This is a genomic window from Aliarcobacter skirrowii CCUG 10374 (assembly GCF_003544835.1).
GTDB lineage: Bacteria > Campylobacterota > Campylobacteria > Campylobacterales > Arcobacteraceae > Aliarcobacter > Aliarcobacter skirrowii.
On the sequence record NZ_CP032099.1, the window covers coordinates 298,784 to 318,751 of the forward strand.

General features: G+C 28.0%; 15 protein-coding genes. 5 read left to right on the plus strand and 10 right to left on the minus strand.

Translation table 11 applies throughout. The features are described 5' to 3' along the window. Positions 1-130: 130 nt before the first annotated feature. The 4 genes from ASKIR_RS01620 to ASKIR_RS01635 form a co-directional block, all read right to left on the minus strand. Positions 131-2,167, minus strand: a complete 2,037-nt coding sequence (locus ASKIR_RS01620; protein WP_115588387.1) for a TonB-dependent receptor domain-containing protein — start codon at positions 2,165-2,167, stop codon at positions 131-133. A 122-nt stretch (positions 2,168-2,289) separates the two neighbouring features. Continuing rightward, positions 2,290-3,462: an MFS transporter gene (locus ASKIR_RS01625; RefSeq protein ID WP_066352665.1), complete on the minus strand. Its 1,173-nt coding sequence runs from the start codon at positions 3,460-3,462 to the stop codon at positions 2,290-2,292. A gap of 140 nt (positions 3,463-3,602) precedes the next feature. Further along, positions 3,603-4,454 carry a class I SAM-dependent methyltransferase gene (locus ASKIR_RS01630; protein WP_170256923.1) on the minus strand — a complete coding sequence of 284 codons (852 nt, stop codon included), beginning with the start codon at positions 4,452-4,454 and terminating at the stop codon, positions 3,603-3,605. Between the two features lie 9 nt (positions 4,455-4,463). Then, complete coding sequence (locus ASKIR_RS01635) at positions 4,464-6,461, minus strand: TonB-dependent receptor (protein ID WP_115588388.1); 1,998 nt, start codon at positions 6,459-6,461, stop codon at positions 4,464-4,466. A gap of 114 nt (positions 6,462-6,575) precedes the next feature. On the opposite strand from ASKIR_RS01635, the gene ASKIR_RS01640 reads away from it, so the two are divergent. Continuing rightward, positions 6,576-7,505, plus strand: a complete 930-nt coding sequence (locus tag ASKIR_RS01640) for a helix-turn-helix domain-containing protein (RefSeq protein WP_066352655.1) — start codon at positions 6,576-6,578, stop codon at positions 7,503-7,505. On the opposite strand, the gene ASKIR_RS01645 is transcribed toward ASKIR_RS01640, so the two are convergent. The 6 genes from ASKIR_RS01645 to ASKIR_RS01670 form a co-directional block, all read right to left on the minus strand. Further along, complete coding sequence (locus ASKIR_RS01645) at positions 7,494-8,033, minus strand: manganese efflux pump MntP (RefSeq protein WP_066352652.1); 540 nt, start codon at positions 8,031-8,033, stop codon at positions 7,494-7,496. The genes ASKIR_RS01640 and ASKIR_RS01645 overlap by 12 nt on opposite strands. Beyond that, positions 8,026-9,189, minus strand: a complete 1,164-nt coding sequence (locus ASKIR_RS01650; RefSeq protein WP_066352648.1) for an MFS transporter — start codon at positions 9,187-9,189, stop codon at positions 8,026-8,028. The genes ASKIR_RS01645 and ASKIR_RS01650 overlap by 8 nt, the downstream gene beginning before the upstream one ends. Beyond that, positions 9,176-10,393 carry an MFS transporter gene (locus ASKIR_RS01655; RefSeq protein ID WP_066352647.1) on the minus strand — a complete coding sequence of 406 codons (1,218 nt, stop codon included), beginning with the start codon at positions 10,391-10,393 and terminating at the stop codon, positions 9,176-9,178. Before ASKIR_RS01655 ends, ASKIR_RS01650 begins: the two co-directional genes overlap by 14 nt. Then, a complete protein-coding gene (locus tag ASKIR_RS01660) occupies positions 10,386-12,155 on the minus strand; it encodes an ABC transporter ATP-binding protein (protein WP_066352644.1) in 1,770 nt (589 codons plus the stop codon). Before ASKIR_RS01660 ends, ASKIR_RS01655 begins: the two co-directional genes overlap by 8 nt. Continuing rightward, on the minus strand, positions 12,152-13,936 hold the full coding sequence (locus ASKIR_RS01665) for an ABC transporter ATP-binding protein (protein ID WP_066352635.1): 1,785 nt from the start codon (positions 13,934-13,936) through the stop codon (positions 12,152-12,154). The genes ASKIR_RS01660 and ASKIR_RS01665 overlap by 4 nt, the downstream gene beginning before the upstream one ends. Before the next feature lie 91 nt (positions 13,937-14,027). Further along, on the minus strand, positions 14,028-16,109 hold the full coding sequence (locus ASKIR_RS01670) for a TonB-dependent receptor (protein WP_115588389.1): 2,082 nt from the start codon (positions 16,107-16,109) through the stop codon (positions 14,028-14,030). A 113-nt stretch (positions 16,110-16,222) separates the two neighbouring features. Here ASKIR_RS01670 and ASKIR_RS01675 point away from each other — a divergent pair, with 113 nt between their 5' ends. The 4 genes from ASKIR_RS01675 (at position 16,223) to serS (ending at position 19,888) form a co-directional block, all read left to right on the plus strand. Continuing rightward, the gene (locus tag ASKIR_RS01675) at positions 16,223-17,197 is read left to right on the plus strand and encodes a helix-turn-helix domain-containing protein (protein WP_066352630.1); all 975 of its coding nucleotides are present in this window, start codon (positions 16,223-16,225) and stop codon (positions 17,195-17,197) included. 113 nt (positions 17,198-17,310) lie between these two features. Beyond that, entirely contained in the window at positions 17,311-17,610 is a 300-nt protein-coding gene (locus tag ASKIR_RS01680) for a metal/formaldehyde-sensitive transcriptional repressor (protein WP_066352627.1), read from the plus strand. Positions 17,611-17,620: 10 nt separating this feature from the next. Beyond that, positions 17,621-18,592, plus strand: a complete 972-nt coding sequence (locus ASKIR_RS01685; RefSeq protein ID WP_066352626.1) for a cation diffusion facilitator family transporter — start codon at positions 17,621-17,623, stop codon at positions 18,590-18,592. A 54-nt stretch (positions 18,593-18,646) separates the two neighbouring features. Next, positions 18,647-19,888, plus strand: a complete 1,242-nt coding sequence (gene serS / locus ASKIR_RS01690) for a serine--tRNA ligase (protein WP_066352618.1) — start codon at positions 18,647-18,649, stop codon at positions 19,886-19,888. The last annotated feature ends 80 nt before the right edge of the window (positions 19,889-19,968 follow it).

Consider the following 19,968-nt stretch of genomic DNA (forward strand, 5'->3'; position numbering starts at 1 on the left):
AATTTAAACAAATGGCATTGATTATAAATGAAAATATTGCTTAATTATCCGAAGATACAAATGATAAAAATTATTTAAATGATAAAATTAAAGAGGCAAATAAATTGACCTCTTATATGTCTCAAACAATTTAAAACTCATATTTAAGAGCAAATCTATAATCTCTTCCCATCTCATATCTATAAACATCTGCTTGATTTTTTGTAGATATTGTTGTTGCTTTTGCGTATTGTTTATTTGTTAAGTTATTAATAGCAAAGAATAGAGTCCAATCTTTTAATTTATACTCTAAATTTATATCATGAGTTGTATAACCAGCTCTTCTTATCTCATTATTATTGCTATCTAAAACATCAGTTTTGGCAACTGCATTTAAAATATAGTTAATATTTAAATTCTCTATTATTTCAACCCCACCATTAAAAACAAATTTTTTGCTATCGTATCCACCAACTCTTCTTATATTTTGATCTTCATTATAAATTGTTCCATTTGTATCCATATTTTTTGCATTGGTATCAATTTGTGTATAAGCAAATGATGTTGAAAAAATATCGTAGTTGTATATAAGTTTTAGTTCAAAACCTTTTGATTTAAACTCATCGTTTTTGTTGTAAATATCTTCTAAAGTTCTTCCACCTTCTCCACTTCCACCACCAATTGCACCCGATACAATCAAATCTTTAATATTTGTTTGAAAAATATTTGCATTAAAAGATAGATAATCATCACTTAAAAAAGTATCTTTTTTACTATATTTATAACCAAGTTCATATCTATTTGATTTTTCAGCTTTTAAATCTTTTGAGTAAGTTGAACCAATTTTTGTGTTTAGTGCCCAAGTAAATGGAATTATACTACTCATTCTACTAGCTTTTCCATAGTTTGCATAAATCAAAGAGTTTTGTGTAGCTTCATAATCAATACCAATATTTGGAGAAAATGTATCATCACTTTGTTTTCCAAGTCCTGTTTCAAAAGTATAGTAGTCATATCTTAAACCATAATCAAAGCCTAAAGAACCAATTGTAGTTCTATTTTGAAAAAATAAAGCTTTGTTTTCTGAATCTAAATTAGAGTATTTTGTAACAACTTTATCTAAATTATGTGGTTCAAAACTACCTTTTCCATGCTCTTTTTGATAATCAGCCCCAATAGATACTCTATTTGTTGTCGAAGATATATCAAAATCAAAGTGATTTTGAACTTTTAATCCAATATTTCTATTTTCATACTCTCTTGTTCCATCTAATCTAATGTTTAAATTATTTTTTGGCTCTTCTCTTTTTAAACTTATATCTGTAAGATTTAGATTTGTATTTAAATTTACTAAATTGTTTGGATTATATGTGTGATTTAAAGTGTAATTTGTAGTAGTTGAAACTATTTTTTCAAGCTCTTCAGGTTTTGGTCTATACTCTGTTCCTCTCCATCTTGTATTACCACTATTCTCATTTTGATTTATAGTTAATCTTAAATCATGATTATTTGAATCTAATAAACTAAGCTTAAATAGATAATCTCTATCTTTATAGGCTGTTGCTATCTCTTTATTTTTTTTACCATCTTTATAATCATCACTATTTAATCCACTAACACTAACATAAGCTCCCAAATTATTCTCAAAAACAGAGTAGGCTATAAGAGATCCATGTTTTTGATTTGCATTTGTGTTATATCCTATTTTTAAAATTGCACCACTTTTTTTATCACCTTTTACAAAATCTTGTGCATCTTTTGTACTCATCTGTATACTTCCACCAAGAGCTTGACTTTTTGAAGCATCGTTTGATGTTTTTATATCCACAACTTTTAGTAAATCAGGATTTATTCCAAGCTCATTGCTTCTGTGTTGAAACATATTTTTACCCTGTTTTGCACCATCTAGTGATATGTTTAAATTAGAGCTTTCAATTCCTCTTAAATAGACTCTTTGTACATTTATAGCACCACCACCAATCTCAATAGAGGAGTTGTTGTTTAGTATCTCTTTAAAAGAGTTTGCTTGACTTTGTTCAACTTGTTGCATATTTATTTGCATAGTGTTGGTCTCTATCTCTTTTTTCTCCTCTATTGTAACTTTTTGCAAAGCGATATTTTGTGCAAAAGCTAAATCAGAAGCTAATATAAATGATAGAGTTATTGTAGCTTTAATATTAGATTTCATTATATTCCTTTTATATGTAAATATTATTGCAACTAAGTTGCAAATTGGAATAATACTTTTTTGCAACTTAGTTGCATCTTATGAGATTTAAGAATCGTTTTTTAATCTAACTTAATTAAAATTTAATATATTTTATAGATAACAAAAGTGACTAAAACTAAACAAAATAGTTCAAAAATAAACATTTTGTCAAAACCAAAATTTGAAACAATTATTCCTGCAATTACAGCAGAAATTATTCTAGTAAATGAAAAAATACTTGATTGAACTGAATAATCAATAGCTCGTGATTTTTTTCTTGAATAATCCATAATCATAGAAAAAATTATAGCTGATGATAAAGCAATAGCTAAAGCTATAAAAGTAACACTTATGATTAGATAATAAAATGTTAGATTATATTGTTCAATAAAAATCAAAAGGCTTGTACTAAAAATATTAAAAAACATAAAAATAATAAGTAGACTTTTTTTTGAAAACTTTTTCCCAATATAGTTACTTAAAGCTCCTCCTAAAATAGCTATAAAACTTCCATAAATTCCAACCCAAATAGCTACATCATCTGGTTTTACACCTTTGTGAATCAAATATGGTTTCATAAATACCCAAAGAGCACTTATTGAGACAAAATAAAAACTTAAAATAAAAATCCAAATACCAATATCTTTTTGTTTGAAAAAAGTGATTATATTTTTTGAAGAGATTTTTTCTACATATATTATTTCATCATTTTCTTCTATAAAATACAAAGCAAATAATGAAAATAGAACCAAAAGAGCCATTAAAATAAAAGTTAAGTTCCAACCAAGATGATTAAAAACAAGTAAAAAGATTCCTCCACCTAATAGTGATGCCATACTATAAGCACTTATTTTATAACTTCCTGCACTTAAACTTTGCTCTTTTGTGAAAGTTTTTATAGCCAAAGCATTAAGTGGAATATCCATAAAAGTTGAAATAAATGCAGTTATCAAAATAGCTATAAAAACAGGATAAATACTATTTTCTAAAGATAAAAAACTAATTATAGTTAGAAGTAAAATATATAATATTCCTATATAAAATGTCCATTTTTTATAGTGTTTTTTTTCAAATACTATTTTATCTATTGGTGGAGACATTAAAAACTTAAATATCATTGGTAAACCTGCTAATTGAAAAATTCCAATTAATGATGCATCAAAACCTTTTATTTGCAAAATCATAGGAAGTCCCATGACAAAAAAAATCATAGGAGTTAAAATTGCTGTAAATAAAATTGAAAACAGAATATTTTTTTTAGTTAGTTGATTCATAATTTACTTCTTACAAATATGAATTTGACTTGGTGTCATAGGTGTTTTATATGTTGTGTATGAATTTATTGATTTAAACCCAACTTCTTGAAATATATCAGATAATTCCATAGGTTTTAAGATATTTTTACCTTGTAAATTTAAAGATAAAAAGTAAAAAAACTATTCTCATCAAGACTATTTTTTGTATCGATTTCAACATGACAACTTACTAATATACCGTTTGGATTTAAAGCATCATAAATCTTTTTTATTACCTCTTTTTTGTCTTTAAAGAAATAGAAAATATTACTACACCAAATTAAATCATAGTTTTTCCCAATGTCATTTTTTTCAATATCTCCACTTAAAACAAAAACTCTATTTTGCAAGTTGTACTCATTTATATGTTCTTTTGTTATGTTTGTAACCTCTTCATAATCAAATAAAGTCGTTTTTACATTTGGATGATTTTTTGTAATTTCTAAACCAATAACTCCAGAAGAACAACCAAGATCTAACATGTTATTTAAGCTAGAAAACTCTTTTAGATTTTTTATAATATCAACTGCCATTGGAGCGATTAAATTTTTTTGTTCTTGTTTTAAAAACTTTTTTGAAGCATCTGCCCAAAGTTTTGGTATTTTTATTTCTTCTAACTCTTTTTTTTCTTCAAACATTGATTTCATCATTTTTTTACCATTTCCAGCTAGCTGTTTTCTATGTAAAAAAACATCACCACAATATGAAGAAGTTCCATAAATAAAAGATTCTTTAGCAAATTTTGTATTGAGATATTTATCTTGATTTATGTCCAAAAGTTCCATAAAAACTAAACTATCTAATAATATTTTTGTTTTATGTTCATTTATATTTATTTTTGAAGAGATTATAAAAATTGTATTTATATTCTCTTCTATTAATTTAAAGATTTTTAACTCCAAAGCTAGTTCTAAAATCTCGGTTTTTTGTTGAGCTAACAGTAGTGATAAATAGTTGTTTATATTTTGCATTTAAAATCCTTAAAATCTATAAGCTAATTTGATACCAAACTCTTGTTCTAGTCTTAAAATAGTTGTTGTTCCACTAAAATATGCACCTATTGCATCATAATCTTTATCAAATAAATTATTTACATAAAAATATATATCAAAATCATTTGCTTCATAACCAATTTTTGTATCAACTAAACTATAAGCTTTTTGTGAAGTTGTATTTGCCTTGTCAAAATATGTTTTTCCATAACCATTAAAATCGACTCTTGCATATAAACCATTGTTTGCTCTATATAAAGTTCCAATATTGAAGTTATATTTTGGAGCAAGAGGGTTATAATTTCCACTATAATCACCAGCCAAATCTTTAAAATCATCAAAAGTTGTTTCATTTACTCCTGCACTTGCAAATAAGCTTATTTCATCACTAATTACACCTTCTATTTCTACTTCAAAACCTTTTGAAGTTGCAGTTGCTGCATTTACCATATAAGTAGTACCAAGCATTGGTGTTTCTTCTACTTGCATATCTTTTATATCCATAAAATAGATATTTGTGTTAAATTTTAAACGATTATCAAAAAACATTCCTTTATATCCAAGTTCATAAGAGATTAAATTTTCTTCATCATATGCTTGTGCGTTTGATGTAGCAAAAGGATTAAATCCTCCACTTCTATAACCTTTTGCTATTGTAAAATAGCTCATTTGATTTTCATTTATATTGTATTGAATTCCGATTTTTGGAGAAACACTGCTATAACTATTTTCTAAGTCAATAGTTGTGTTTTTAACTTCCATCTCTTTTTTCTCTTTGTCATATCTAATTCCTGCATTCAAAACCCAAAAATCATTTAAAGGATGAATGATATTTGTAAAAATCCCTATACTTCTAGAACTCATATCTTGTGGATTTGCAAATCCTGTTGGATTAAAAGGTGCAAATATTCTTGTATATAAGTCATCATCTTTTTTATCTAAATAAATTCCTGAAATTAGTTCTGTTTTATTAAATATAGTTTCATATCTAAATTCTTGAGAGATTGTGTTTAATTCATTATTTTTATAAATATGTCTTAAAGTCAAAGGAGTAAAATCGGCATCTACTATCGCTTTATCTTTGTACTCTTTTTTTGTAGTTATTGATTTTATTTTAGAGTTTTCATCAATATTATAATTTACATTTAAAGCAAAAGTTGTATCTTTTGGACTAGAACTTCTTTTTAAATTTGAAGTAACTTCTTTTTTGTTGTTTGTTGAACTCACCCAATTATGGTCACCATTATCTTCTTTGTTAATTGAAGATATTAGTGATACATCTAAATTATCTGTTGGTGTAGCTCTTAAAATGAGTTTTGCATAATCACTTTTCTTGTCATTTATATATTTATTTGTAACTGTATTTTTTATAAATCCATCCTTTTCTTTATGTTTATAAGCTACTCCTGCATAAAATTTATCCTTTATTATTGGACCACTTACATTTAATCCAATATCTTTTCTTCCTTCATTACCTATTGTTGAGAAAATTTTTCCTTTTGTTTCATTATTTGGTTGTTTTGTTATGATATTTATAACTCCTGCTTCGCTATTTTTACCATATAAAGTTCCTTGTGGTCCTCTTAAAACTTCTATTCTTTCAATATCACCAATTGCATCATCAAAACCAAAGGCACTAGTAGTAGGAACTCCATCAACATACAGACCAACAGGAGTTGAATAAGATAAAACATTTCCACTTATTCCTCTAATAGAAGGAACTATTAAGCCTTCTTGTCCAGTATTGTAAAGCATCAAGTTGGGAGTATATTTTGCAATATCTTCCAAACTATCAATAGATTTATCTTCTATTGACATTTCATCAAAAACAGAGACAGAAATAGGTACTTTTTGTACATTTTCTTCTTTTTTTTGAGCTGTTACAGTGATTGCCTCTAAAGTTGTAGTTTCTTCTTTTGCTACTAGGTTATTTGTTAATAATATAAAAGCTAAAAAAGATAGGTTAATAGTTTTTGATTTTATCATTATGCTGTATTTCCTTTAATATAAAATTTATTTGCTCTAGTATATACTTCAAAAAAGTGATAGTCAATATCAAAAATATTCTAAAAGGTTTTATTTCTATTCTAAAAGGTAAAAATGACTAAATATTATTTAAAGGATTTGATTAGTTCAAATCTAAATAGCAAAAAAAATATCATAAAAAATAGTTTTCCACTTGAGATAGGAACTGATTATATGGAAAAGATATATATTCAAGATGGATTTTTATTTTCAAAAACAAATTACAATATAGAAAAACCTATCTTTTTAGAAGCAAAACAAGAAGAGCGAAAATTTGTAATCACTATATCACTCAAAGGAAACACTACATATATAAATAGTGGGAATAAAAAAATCATACCTTTCAAAGAAGGGTTTACTACAATATCACTCTTTGAAAATACACAAGGTTTTAGAGAGTTTAAAGATAAACAGATAAATCAAATTAGATTAATATTAAGTGAAAGTTTTTTAAGAAGAAATTTTCAAAAAAGCTTAGTTGAAAAATATTTTTTTAATAAACAAAATTTGCAGTTGATAGATTTTAGATTAACTTCTATTCAATCTCAATTTCTATTAAATGATATATTAAATTGCACTCTTGTTGGTGAGTTAGCTAACATATACAAACAAGGTAAAATTTTTGAGTTATTATCTTTAGAAATTTCAAAGCTACAAAAAAATGAAGATGATATTTTTTTAGATGATTATGATAGAAGTGCAATTTTGAAAGCAAAAGAGATATTATTGAATAACTTGCAAAATCCTCCGTCGATTGTTACTCTTGCTAAAATGGTTCATTTAAGTGAGGTAAAATTGAAAAGAGGTTTTAAACAGATTTATAAAACTTCTCCTTATCAACTTTTAGTATCTCATAAAATGAACCTTGCAAAAAATATGCTTGAAAGAGGTGAATACAACATCAATGAAATAGCTTTGCAAGTTGGTTATAAGTTTGCAAATAATTTCACTAATGCTTTTTATAAAGAGTTTAAAATACGACCTAAAGATATTTTAAAAAAGTAAAATTTTAAGACCTATTAATATTAAAACAATCCCACCTAAAATTTCAGCTTTACTTTCATATTTTTCTCCCCCGCGACTTCCTACATAAACCCCAATATAACTGATAATAAATGTACTAATCCCAATAATCAATAAGGAAATATAAGGATTCAATTCAAATAAATGTAAAGTAAATCCAGCAGCCATTGCATCTATACTTGTTGCAATTGCCAATGTTAATAGAATTTTATTGGAAATTTTAGTTATCTCTTCTTCAACATTTTCATTTACAGCTTCAAATATCATTTTTGCTCCAATTAAAAGTAATAAAGCAAACGCAATTATTTTATCAAATCCATAAATATATTCTTGTAAGCCAATACCTCCTATATAACCAATAAATGGCATAAAGGCTTGGAATATTCCAAAAAATAAAGCTACTTTTAAAGCTAAAACTTTTATATTTTGATTCTCTTTTATGCCAAGTCCAATTGAAACTGCAAAGGCATCCATAGATAATGCCAATGATAATATTAAAATTTCAAACATCTAACTTCCCATAAATTAATATCAATAATATAAAAAATAATAAACCACTAAATACAAAAGGAAGTGAACTAGAAAATCCATATAAGCTAGTGCTTACCAATGGACCAAAAATCATTCCTACCCCTTTAGCTGATGAAACTGTCCCTGCTGCATATCCTTGTTCATGAGTTTCTACAGAGTTTGCAGTGATTGACATAATAGAAGGAAACAAAAAGCCCATTCCAAAACCAAAAAATGAAGAAAATAATAAAGAACTCCAAACATCTAAAGAATATGCCATCCCTATCATGCCCAGTGCAGAAAGAATAGTTCCTAATTTCATAAAAGTTTTAGGAGTAATTGTTGTTATTTTTGTGACAATTATTTGAGCTAATATAAGGGTAAAACCTATACTTCCTAAAATATATCCTGTAACTTTTGCAGCTTCTAAATCATCTAATCTAAAAATATCAAGTGCGAAAAATCCCAAACAAGAATTGATAGTCATAAAAGCAAACATAGTTAAAAAAGTAGAAAATATAGGAATAAAGAGTCTTTTATCAAAAAACTTTGTTTCAATCTCTTTTTCGATATGTATTTTTGGAGCCCTTTCAATACTAAAATATAAAACAATAGCAGCTATAAAAGGCAATATTGCAAAAGTATAAAGTGGTGCTTCAAGACCATAAATAGCCAATGCTCCACCTGCAATAGGACCAAAAATCATTCCCATACCATTTGCTGCTCCTAGTTTTGCCATATAATTTGACCTTTGTTTAGGTTCTACTTTATCAGCTACAAATGCAGCAGAAACTGGTGAAATAGCAGAATAAAATATACTAATAGCTCCTCTTGTTAAAATAAGAATAAGCAAAGATATAATAATCAAAGGAGGATTCTCTAGGGCAAAATCTACAAAAATTGCTAATACTAAATAAGAGATAGCTATCCCTAAAATACCTATTATTAATACAGGTTTTCTTCCTATTTGATCGCTTTTCTTACCCCAAAATCTTGCAAAAAACACCCAAGCAATTGCTCCAAAAGTTACTGTAAATCCTGCATGCCACTCTTGCAATCCAAAATTTCTAACTATTGGTCCAACCACTGGCATAAACGCCATACCAGCCGTTGCACATAGTATATTTACAAGCATCAAAGGTTTAATCTCTTTCATATTCAATTCCTTTAAAAAATAATAATACATACAACATTGAAATAAATGAAAACAAAGAAGCAATTATAATCATAGTGCTATAACCAAAAGTTCCTGATAAAGATACTCCAAAAGCACTAGCTAGAACTCCCATTAACATAAAGGGAAAAAATTGCAAAGCGTATTCTGTACTTGGAGATTTTGTTGATAATTGATCCATCATCAAAGCATGAATAATTGGCATAGATGCACTATAACTTATAAAAATAATACTCATAGATAAAGAAGCAAATAAAATATTTGTATATCCATTAACTAAAAATAATAGAGTTAAAAATCCTAAACATTCAAAAATACTAATTCCAATAAGCATAGTTTTTCTTGAAAATATTTTTAGTAAATATCCACTAATTATAGAAGCAATAATTCCTAAAATACTTCCAACTACACCATTTATAAAGCCAATTTTATCTAAGCCATAACCTATATCAACCAATATAGGACTTAATAAAGCATAAGAAATGCACATTCCTATTGGATAAAGAATTAATAAAACAAGCAGTAAAACTCTCCCTTTTTTATTCCAAAATTGAAAAATAAGTTTCCATGATATATCATGAATAGTATGTTCAACTACACATTTTGACTCTTTATAAAGTAATAATTGAATAAAAGTAATAGTTGTAATAAATGCTAAAAGTAAAACCGTAATACTCCAACCAAAATATTCATAAATAGTTAAAGCTGCTCCTACTCCTAAAATATTTCCAATTATTCCTCCAGAGCTTTTAAGTGTTCCTCCTAATCCTCTTTCACTTTTTGTTAAAAGCTTAAAGGCTAATCCCTCAGTTGCTATATCTTGAGTAGCCGCTAAAAGTCCCACTAAAATCAAAGCAGTGATTATGATTAATTTATCTTCCATTACATCAAAAAAAGAGCTAAAAATAATTGAACCTATCAATAAGAATTGAATTATTTTAAGAAAACCAGAATAATTTCCCTGATGTCTAGTAACATATTTGTCTACCCAAGGTGCCCATAAAAATTTTATTACCCAAACCAAACTAATCAAAGAAAAAAAACCCAATTGTTCAAGGGGCATTCCACTTTTTCTCCAAATTGCAATAATTGCTACTGAAAAAAAAGAGAATCCTACATACTGAGTAACATATAAACTAGCTAATAATAAAATAGATTGAGGAGTTAAACAAGAACATTTATTCATTTATATTCCAATCTTTAACCCTTTGTTGTGCTTGCCACATACTAAAATATCTACCTTTTTCTTTTACCAATTCATCATGTGTACCTTTTTCTATGATTTCACCCTTATCAACTACAAGAATAGTATCAGCTCCTGCAATTGTTGATAGTCTATGAGCTATTACAATTACAGTTTTATTTTCCACAAGCTTATCTATAGCACTTTGAACTGCTACTTCACTTTGCGTATCAAGCGCAGCTGTTGGCTCATCAAGGATTACAATCGGAGCATTTTTAAGTATGGCTCTTGCTATAGAGATTCTTTGTCGCTCCCCTCCACTTAAACTTCCTCCGATATCGCCTATTTTTGTATTGTATCCATTTGGCAATCTTGTGATAAATTCATGGCAATAGGCACTTTGTGCCGCATTTTCTACCTCTTTATCTGTTGCTTTTGGATTTGCCATACGAATATTGTTTATGATGGTATCATCAAATAAATAGACGTCTTGAAACACCACTGAAATATTTTTCATCAAATCTTCAGGCGTCATATTTTTGATATTTACTCCACCGATTTTGATATTTCCACTTTGTGGATCAGCATATCTCATAATCATTTTAGTAATAGTTGTTTTCCCGCAACCAGAGTGTCCTACAAGTGCGGTCATTGTTTTATTTGGTATAAAAAAACTTATATTTTGTAGTGCTTTTGTTGGTTGGTTTTTATATGAAAAACTTACATTTTCGAAAGTTATATCAAAATCATTAGCTTTATTTTTTGGTTCATAAATTTTCAATGGCTCAGTTGAAAATATAGATTTGATTCTTTTAAATGCTGAATCCATTAAATCAAATACCGATACCACTCCTAAGAATATTGACAAAGGTTCTGCAAGTCGTGATACGACAATTACAGCAGCAGCTAGAGTGATAAACGACAAGGTATTATCAAGAACAAAAAATGCTCCGATAAATACGATTGCTAACAAAGTTACTTCTATCAAAACTCCCATAAGTACAAATGGTATTTGTCCTTTATAAAGTCCTTCTTTTTGTACCTCTTTAACATAAGCTATCGAATCTTGTAATTTTTTAGCATTTATTCCTACTTTATTTACAGCTTTTAGTACTGGTAAGCCTTGGATATACTCTACAAAATCTGATTCTAATATCCCATTAGCTTGGTTATATTCACTTTTTTCTTCGTGCGAACCTTTTCTTTTCCAACTATACAGTGGAAGTGCTAAAGGAAGCATTGCAAGCATAAGAAGTGCAAGTCGCCAATCCACAAAAAAGGTAACTACGATAATAGTAAAAGGTACAACTACAATTTGCAAAAACATCGAAGCTACCATTCCCATATGGAGTACCGATTCATCTACATTGCTTGAAAAAGTAGAGTTAAGTTCTCCTGTTTTATAAGTAGCAAGTTTTTCTAAGGGCATCTCTCTTAGAGCCTTTCCAAGTTTTGTTCTAAGTTCATGAGTAACATCTACAATTTTCCCATTATAATCAAAATCATGCCCTTTCCATTTTGCCCAAAAAGAGAAGATGCTAAAAAGCACCATCAAACCAAGATAAAAGAGGATATCAGACATGATAGGAGTATCTGCAAACATTGCTAAGAGTAGTGGATAAAACATACCAAAAGCTAGACCTTGAGCGACAAATGCCAAAGTAAAATAAATTAAACTTTTTTTAAAGCCACTGCTGTACTCACCTGCTAATTCAACACTTAATTTGTAGATTGTGTACATAGAGGCAAATTGATTTTTTCTCATTTTACACCTCCTATATGATGAATATCCCAATTTTGTGCTTTTTCATAATTGCTCCAAAGTTTTGCATAAATACCGTCTTGTATTGCTAAAAGTTCTTCGTGTTTTCCTTTTTCTTTAACTTCTGCATTATCAAATACTAATATTTGATCCACATCTTTAATAGTTGAAAGTCTGTGTGCTATTACTATAACTGTTTTATTTTTCATCAAATTTGCTAAAGCTTTAATAATCTCTTCTTCATTTTCTGGGTCTGCAAATGCTGTAGCTTCATCAAGTACTATAATAGGAGTATTTCTTAGAATAGCTCTTGCAATAGTGATTCTTTGTTTTTGTCCACCTGAAAGATTTGCTCCTCTATCTCCAGCCATTGTTTCATAAGCATCAGGCAAACTTAGAATAAAATCGTGAATTTGAGCTGCTTTACAAGCTTCTATCATATCTTCATCTGTTGCTGTTGAATTTGCCATTTTTATATTGTTTGATAAAGTATCATTAAACAAAAAAGTATCTTGAAATACAAATGAAACCGTATCCATCAAGCTTTGTGAATCAGCATCTTTGATATCTACACCACCTATTTTGATACTTCCATTTGTCACATCCCAAAATCTTGGTATCAGTTTTGCCACTGTACTTTTCCCAGCTCCACTTGGTCCTACAAGTGCAGTAACAGTATTTGCTTTGACTTCAAAATTGATATTTTTTAGGGCATAGTTGTCTTTTTCGTTATATTTAAAATCAACATTCTCAAACACTATATCAGTAGCTTCTATCTTTTTATGTGCCTTTGAGATATTAAGAACTGGTATATCCATAATTTCTTGTATTCTTATAGCTGCTGCACTTGACTTTTTAACAAAATTACTCATCCACATTAGTGGCATTAGTGCATCAGCCATCCCTGTACTTACAAGTAGTGCTGCAATAAATGGTGAAAATGACAAGCTCCCATCTATTAAAAAAAAGAGTCCTGTTATAGTAACTGCAAGAAGTGTGGGCATTGGACTAAGAACAGTCATAGCTATTTTTGCAGGGGTACTAGTTGCTTCAAACCAAGCTTTAAGATTTATTCTATATTTTGCCAAAGCATCATTATATCTTTTAAAAGAAGTTGTTCCATCATCAAAAGTTCGTACCACTGGCATCGCTTGGACAAATTCAATAACAGCTTTGTTTATTTCACCTTGACTTTGCTCATAGTTTTCCCTATGCATCACAGAATCTTTCATCACAGAACGCATAAGCACAGCACCCACTAATAAAATAGCAATAGCAACTAGTCCCAAACGATAATCAATCACAAAAAGTGCAATCATCGAAGCAAGTGGAGCTACAATTGCCTTAGCAAGCATAGGTGTAGTATCTGCTACAAAAGCATGAAGATTTTTCACATCATCAAGAAGAACTTTTTTAATAGCACCCGTTCCAAGAGTAATAATATGCCCTAAGGGAATTTGAGCTAAATGAGTAGTAATCTCTGTTCTTAAAGTTTGTTCCAGCTTAAAAGCACCCAAATGAGAAATCACAAAAGAGTAAAATTTGGTTAAAAACGAAAGAATCGTGATGGAAGCTAAAAGTATCAATGCTTCTTGAAATCCAAGTTTAAAACCAAATAAATTGATAGTTCCACCCATAATAAGTCCTATAACATAAGCTAAAAAGACAAGTCCTATAACTGATAATATCCCACTAAGAGCAGAAATCACCATCGCTAATCTTATATAACTATTAACAGGGGCTATGATAGACCATAAGCTCTTTTTATTTGTTTGTTTATTCATATATTTTCCTAATAATTTTAAATAAAAAAATAGATACTAATTGTTTATATTAATATCTATTTTTATGTTAAAGTTTTTTATTGAGTCAATTTTAGAATTTATAAATGGCACCTACACCAAATCTTCTTGGTTCATTAAAGCCAGCCATAGCTAAACCTTGCTTTGATTGGTAAAATGTCACATACTCTTCATCTGTAATATTCGTTATATAACTATAAATATCCAAATTTTTTAGTTTATATCCAATTTTGGCATTTGAAATTATTGCTCCATCAGCTTCAACCATTTTTTCATTTGCTCCATCGAAATAATTAGTTTTTCCTCTAGCATTAAAATCTACTCTTCCATAAAGTCCACTATCAGCTAAATATGAAACTCCTAAACTTGCTGTATAAGAAGGAGTATTTTCTATCTTTTCTCCATTATATTTTCTATTTCCATTATCATAATCATCATATTTGGCTTGAATTAATCCTAAGCTTCCTGAAATACTCAAATTCTCAGTTAAAAAGTATGTTCCATCAAACTCTACTCCTTGTGTATGAGCTTTTTTTGCATTATCTGTTATAAAATTTACACCTACAGTTTTATAAATATGAATATCTTCTATGTCCATTCGAAAAATAGCTGTGTTTAAAGCAAAACTATCTCCTATATATTTCGTTCCAATTTCATAATTTATTGAAGTTTGAGGATCAAACATATTAGCTTCTTTATTATTTAAATCATTTACAAAATAGTTAAATCCACCTGGCATATACCCTTTTGATATTGAGGCATAAGTTGTTAAATTATCATTTATTTTATATGAAAGAGCAGCTTTTGGTAAAAAAGTATTCCAAGTTTTTTCCCATTTTCCAAATGAACCATTTGTTCCCATTGGAGAACCATTCCAAGTAGTAGTTGCAATTCCATTTATATCTTTTTTAATTTTTTGGTATCTTCCTCCTAAAGTTAATTCAAAATCTTCTAAAAAAGGAATCATAACTTGTCCAAAAACAGCATGTGTTTTATTATTTGCATCAGAATTTACATTTGCACTATAAACTCCACCCATATAACTCATATCTTGACCATAAGGACCTTGTTGTCTATCTTCTTTATCAAAATATAGTCCAGTTACCCATTTTATATCTTGATTTTTACTAGATAATTTAAACTCTTGCGTATAAGTTTCTAAATCTGTATAGTTATATTGATTTAAACCATCAGAAGCAGTTTGAGAAATATAATCTGAATCATAATCTCCATCAATATCAGCTTTTTTATGAGTTGTTGTTGAATCAAATTTAACTTTTTCAAGTTCATAAGTTAAATTTAAAACTTGAGAATTTACCTTTGATTTTTCTATTGTTGGTACATCAAAATTTGCATTTTTTGCATTATCTCTTGATAAATTATTAATTGCTATTGTACCATCAGTAGTCATCCCATCAAAAAAGTTTTTTTGACTATAATTGTTTGCAATAGTTAATTTTGCAGATAAATTATCTGTTGGTTTATAAAGTAAAAAACCACTTGTTTTTCTATTATTTTTTTTATTTGCATCTTTATCTATACCAGCATAGTGGTTTTCTATCCAGCCATCTGTATGATAAAAAGAACCATTTATTCCAGCAAATAATTTATTATTTATTATGGCTCCACTTGTATTTAGTTTTGTATTAAAAGTATTATCATTTCCATACTCTGCCCCTATGCTTCCATGCCACTCATTTGTAGGTGATTTTGTAGTTATATTTATAACCGCACCAATTGCGTCTTTTCCATAAAGTGTTCCTTGAGGTCCTCTTAAAACTTCTATTTGTTCAGCATCTACTAAACTTGGGTCATAGTCAAATCTATCATAATATGGAATTCCATCTACATAAATAACAACAGGATTATTATTTGTAAACATAGAAGCATTTAAACCTCTAAATGAACTCGTGCCTCCACTAAGTCCATTTTGTCCATTCATATTTGGAACCTCTTTTATTACATCCTGAATAGTTTTAATTCCTTTTTGTTTTATTGTCTCTTCATCAATCACAGTTATACTTTGTGGAACATCTTGTATATTTTCTTCCATTTTATTTGCACTAACTGTTATTTTTTCAATTTTAGTTGTTTCTTCTGCAAATAATAGAGAACTTGCAATTAAAGATAAAAACAACATTTTCTTGCTTAGCATTTTATTTCCTTTTCATCAAAGTTTAAATAAGTCTGAATTATAATGATAGCTATTATTGACTTCAATAGTAAATTTAATATATATGGATTTTTTTTTAATATAAAAGGATAAAAATGTCTCATAATTTTATAATAGGAGATGTGAGTGAATTTATTACTTCTTTCTCAAATAAAAAGCTTAGTTTAACTTTTCCAGATAATTTTGGTTATATGAATTGTAAAAAAGAGATAGTAAGTGATGATATATATTTATTTAAAACTCATGCTCAAGCAAATAAAGATTTTTCGATACAAACAAATTTGAAAGTTGACAGTTTATTTATAAATATAATACTTGATGGAAAAGTTCAATATCAGTCAAATACTGATGATAAAATAGAAATTTTTAAAAAAAATGATACTTATATAAAATATATAGATGAAGCTGATTCTATAACAGCATTAGATAAAAACTCTTTTTCTAAAGGGCTTGCAATATCTATAAAGAATGACTTTTTAGAAAAGCAATTATCAACTTATTCGTATTTACTTGATAGGATAAAAACTTCTTCCTCTTTTATACATAGAGTAGATAACTCTCTTAATATAAAATTAGCAAATGAACTTTTTAATTCACCTTTTACAAATGAATTACATAATATCTATCTACAAAGTAAAGTATTAGAAATAATTTATAATCAATTTAAAGAGTTTGAGAAATGTTTTTGTAAAAAAGAGTTTAATTGCGAAAAAATAAAACTTTCAAATGAAGATATACAAGCTTTATATAAAGCAAGAGATATTATTCTTTTAACACATGATTTTCCTGACTTATCAACACTTGCTAGGAAAGTAGCAATAAATGAATTTAAACTAAAATTTGGATTTAAAAAACTTTTTAATACTACTGTTGGAAAAATGATTCTTGAGCATAAGATGATTTATGCAAAAGCTTTACTTGAAAGTAGTGAATTTTCTATTTTGGAAATTGCAAACTTTGTTGGATATAAATATCAACAAAGTTTTACTAATGCTTTTATCCACTTTTTTGGTGTTCGTCCAAAAGATGTTATGAAAAGTAGAAGTTACTACTACTCTTTGACTAAGTAACTTACTTTATAGTTTGTTAGTCAAAAGTAAATAAATATTTATCATATAAAATTCTTTTAAGTTTAAATAATATACTATACCCCCCTATAGTATAAATATTAAAAAGGATTAAAATGGCATATTGTTGCGATGTAGAAAGAAAAAAGTTACAAAATAGAATAAGTCGAATATATGGACAAATACACTCTTTAAAAAACAAATTTAATGATGAAAATTTTAAATTAGAAGAGGATCCATATGAGATTATAAGACAATTAACAGCTATAAAAGGTGCAGTAAGTGGTATGACAAACTCATATATTGAACACTTTGCAAAAGGACATATGATAGAAAATATCAAAAACGGAAGCAATGCAGAAGCGGTTGCACAAATTGATAATTTACTAGAGATTATTAAAGTATATGGAAAATAGGAGAAATAAAATGGAAAATTGTAAATTTGGTTTAAGCGAACATAAGCCTTTTTTAAATAAAGAGGATAATCATCATCATAAACACACATCTGAAAATCATGGTAGTTGTAGTGGACATCATCACGAACACTCGCACTCTCATAATCATAGAACAGCAGATAAAAAAGTGCTAAAAATTGCTTTATTGATTACTATTGTAACAATGTTTGCAGAGTTTTTTTATGGAGTTTTATCAAACTCTTTAGCACTAATTTCAGATGCAATTCATATGTTTACACACTCTTTTGCTTTGATTATATCACTTGTAGCAATAATTATTGCTAGTAAAATTGCACCTATATCTAAAACATTTGGATACTATAGAATAGAGGTACTAGCGGCTTTTGTAAATGGTATAACAATAGTTTTATCAATAGTTTGGATAGTTTATGAAGCTTATGAAAGATTTATTAATCCTCAGATTATTGATATTAAAATGGCTATGATAGTTGCAGTTATCGGACTTGTTGTAAATATTATTACTGGTGTTATTTTAATGCAAGGTGATAGAGATAATATAAATTTAAAATCTGCATTTATTCATATGTTAAGCGATGCTTTATCTTCTGTTGCAATAATTATTGGATATATAGTTATTTATTATACATCTTGGTATTTTGTAGATATTATTTTAGCAATTTTAGTTGCATTTGTGATTTTAAAGTGGGCTATTGATATTCTTAAAAGTTCTATAAATACACTACTTGAAGCATCACCTGTTGATATAAATAGAGTTAAAAATTTTATTGAAAAAAATGATAAAGTAGTAGAACTACACGATATTCATATCTGGGAGATAACTCAAGATATGTATAATATGACCGCACATGTTAAAATTGATAAAAAAGATTTAGAAAATTATGAAGAAATTTTGAAAAATATAAATCATAATTTAAAAGAGAAATTTAAAATAGTTCACACAACTTTTCAGTTTGAGTGGTAGCTTTTTTTTATTAAACTTGGATATAATTGCCCAAAAATTAAAAAAAGAGCCTATATGATTGATATAAAACTATTACAAAATGATTTTGAAAAAAGTAGCCAACTTTTAGAGAAAAAAGGAGTTTCTAAAGATATTTTAGAATCTCTTAAAGTTTTAGCACAAAAAACAAAGATAAAAAGACAAGAGCAAGAAGAGACAACAGCAAAACAAAATGTTTTGTCAAAAGAGTTTCCAAGATATAAAAAAGAGAATCTTGATACTACAAAACTTCAAGAAGAGATAAATAGTTTAAAGTTAAAAAAACAAGAGCTTGAAGATGAAGTTAGAGTTTTAGAGGATGAGTTATCTGCACTTGCTTTAACAGTTCCAAATTTTCCTGATGAGGATGTTCCTTTTGGAGTTGATGAGAATGAAAATGTTATTTTAGAAGTAGTTGGAGAGAGACCAAGCTTCTGTTTTGAGCCAAAAGAGCATTGGGATTTATCATGTGATTGGTTGGATTTTCAAAGAGGTGTAAAACTAGCAAAATCAAGATTTACAGCCTTAAAAGGTGATGGTGCTAGACTTGAGCGAGCTTTAATAAACTATATGCTTGATTTTAATAGAGCAAGAGGATTTAATGAGTGGTATGTTCCATTTATGGTAAATTCAAATATGCTTATAGGAACTGGACAGCTTCCAAAATTTGAAGAAGATCTATTCAAAATAGAGGGTGAAGATCTATATTTAATTCCAACTGCTGAGGTTAGTCTTACAAATTTATATAATGATGAAATTATTGATAAAAGTGAACTACCACTTTTACTTACTTCTTACACTCCTTGTTTTAGAAAAGAGGCAGGAAGTGCAGGGCGAGATACAAGAGGATTGATTAGACAACATCAATTTGATAAGGTTGAGATGGTTGCTATTACATCACAAGAGCAATCAGATGAAGTTTTTCAAGAGATGGTTCAGTGTGCTAGTGATTTATTAAGCTCTTTAGGTTTAGCTCACCAAAAAGTTAAACTTTGTAGTGGAGATTTAGGTTTTGGAGCAGCTGTTACTATAGATTTGGAAGTTTGGCTTCCAGGACAAAATAGATATAGAGAGATCTCATCAATCTCAAATACAAGAGATTTTCAAGCTAGAAGGGCAAAAATTAGATACAAAGATGATAAAAAAAATATATTAGCACACACTTTAAATGGTTCAAGTTTAGCAGTTGGAAGAACTTTGGTTGCTATTATGGAAAATTATCAACAAGCTGATGGAAGTGTGAAAATTCCTGAGGTATTAAAACCATATTTAAAATAAGATAAAAAATGTACAGTTTTTTAAGAGCTTAGGAGTTGCTCTTAAAAATAAAATCTTCTTTAATTTCTTTGGAGAAAAAA

What these genes read in the sequence shown, in the direction of transcription:
- ASKIR_RS01645 (WP_066352652.1), bottom strand. Translation starts at nt 8,033, where the DNA reads ATGTTTGAAATTTTAATATTATCATTGGCATTATCTATGGATGCCTTT.
- ASKIR_RS01635 (WP_115588388.1), bottom strand. Translation starts at nt 6,461, where the DNA reads ATGATAAAATCAAAAACTATTAACCTATCTTTTTTAGCTTTTATATTA.
- ASKIR_RS01670 (WP_115588389.1), bottom strand. Translation starts at nt 16,109, where the DNA reads ATGCTAAGCAAGAAAATGTTGTTTTTATCTTTAATTGCAAGTTCTCTA.
- serS (WP_066352618.1), top strand. Translation starts at nt 18,647, where the DNA reads ATGATTGATATAAAACTATTACAAAATGATTTTGAAAAAAGTAGCCAA.
- ASKIR_RS01660 (WP_066352644.1), bottom strand. Translation starts at nt 12,155, where the DNA reads ATGAGAAAAAATCAATTTGCCTCTATGTACACAATCTACAAATTAAGT.
- ASKIR_RS01675 (WP_066352630.1), top strand. Translation starts at nt 16,223, where the DNA reads ATGTCTCATAATTTTATAATAGGAGATGTGAGTGAATTTATTACTTCT.
- ASKIR_RS01625 (WP_066352665.1), bottom strand. Translation starts at nt 3,462, where the DNA reads ATGAATCAACTAACTAAAAAAAATATTCTGTTTTCAATTTTATTTACA.
- ASKIR_RS01680 (WP_066352627.1), top strand. Translation starts at nt 17,311, where the DNA reads ATGGCATATTGTTGCGATGTAGAAAGAAAAAAGTTACAAAATAGAATA.
- ASKIR_RS01665 (WP_066352635.1), bottom strand. Translation starts at nt 13,936, where the DNA reads ATGAATAAACAAACAAATAAAAAGAGCTTATGGTCTATCATAGCCCCT.
- ASKIR_RS01685 (WP_066352626.1), top strand. Translation starts at nt 17,621, where the DNA reads ATGGAAAATTGTAAATTTGGTTTAAGCGAACATAAGCCTTTTTTAAAT.
- ASKIR_RS01655 (WP_066352647.1), bottom strand. Translation starts at nt 10,393, where the DNA reads ATGAATAAATGTTCTTGTTTAACTCCTCAATCTATTTTATTATTAGCT.
- ASKIR_RS01620 (WP_115588387.1), bottom strand. Translation starts at nt 2,167, where the DNA reads ATGAAATCTAATATTAAAGCTACAATAACTCTATCATTTATATTAGCT.
- ASKIR_RS01650 (WP_066352648.1), bottom strand. Translation starts at nt 9,189, where the DNA reads ATGAAAGAGATTAAACCTTTGATGCTTGTAAATATACTATGTGCAACG.
- ASKIR_RS01630 (WP_170256923.1), bottom strand. Translation starts at nt 4,454, where the DNA reads ATGCAAAATATAAACAACTATTTATCACTACTGTTAGCTCAACAAAAA.
- ASKIR_RS01640 (WP_066352655.1), top strand. Translation starts at nt 6,576, where the DNA reads ATGACTAAATATTATTTAAAGGATTTGATTAGTTCAAATCTAAATAGC.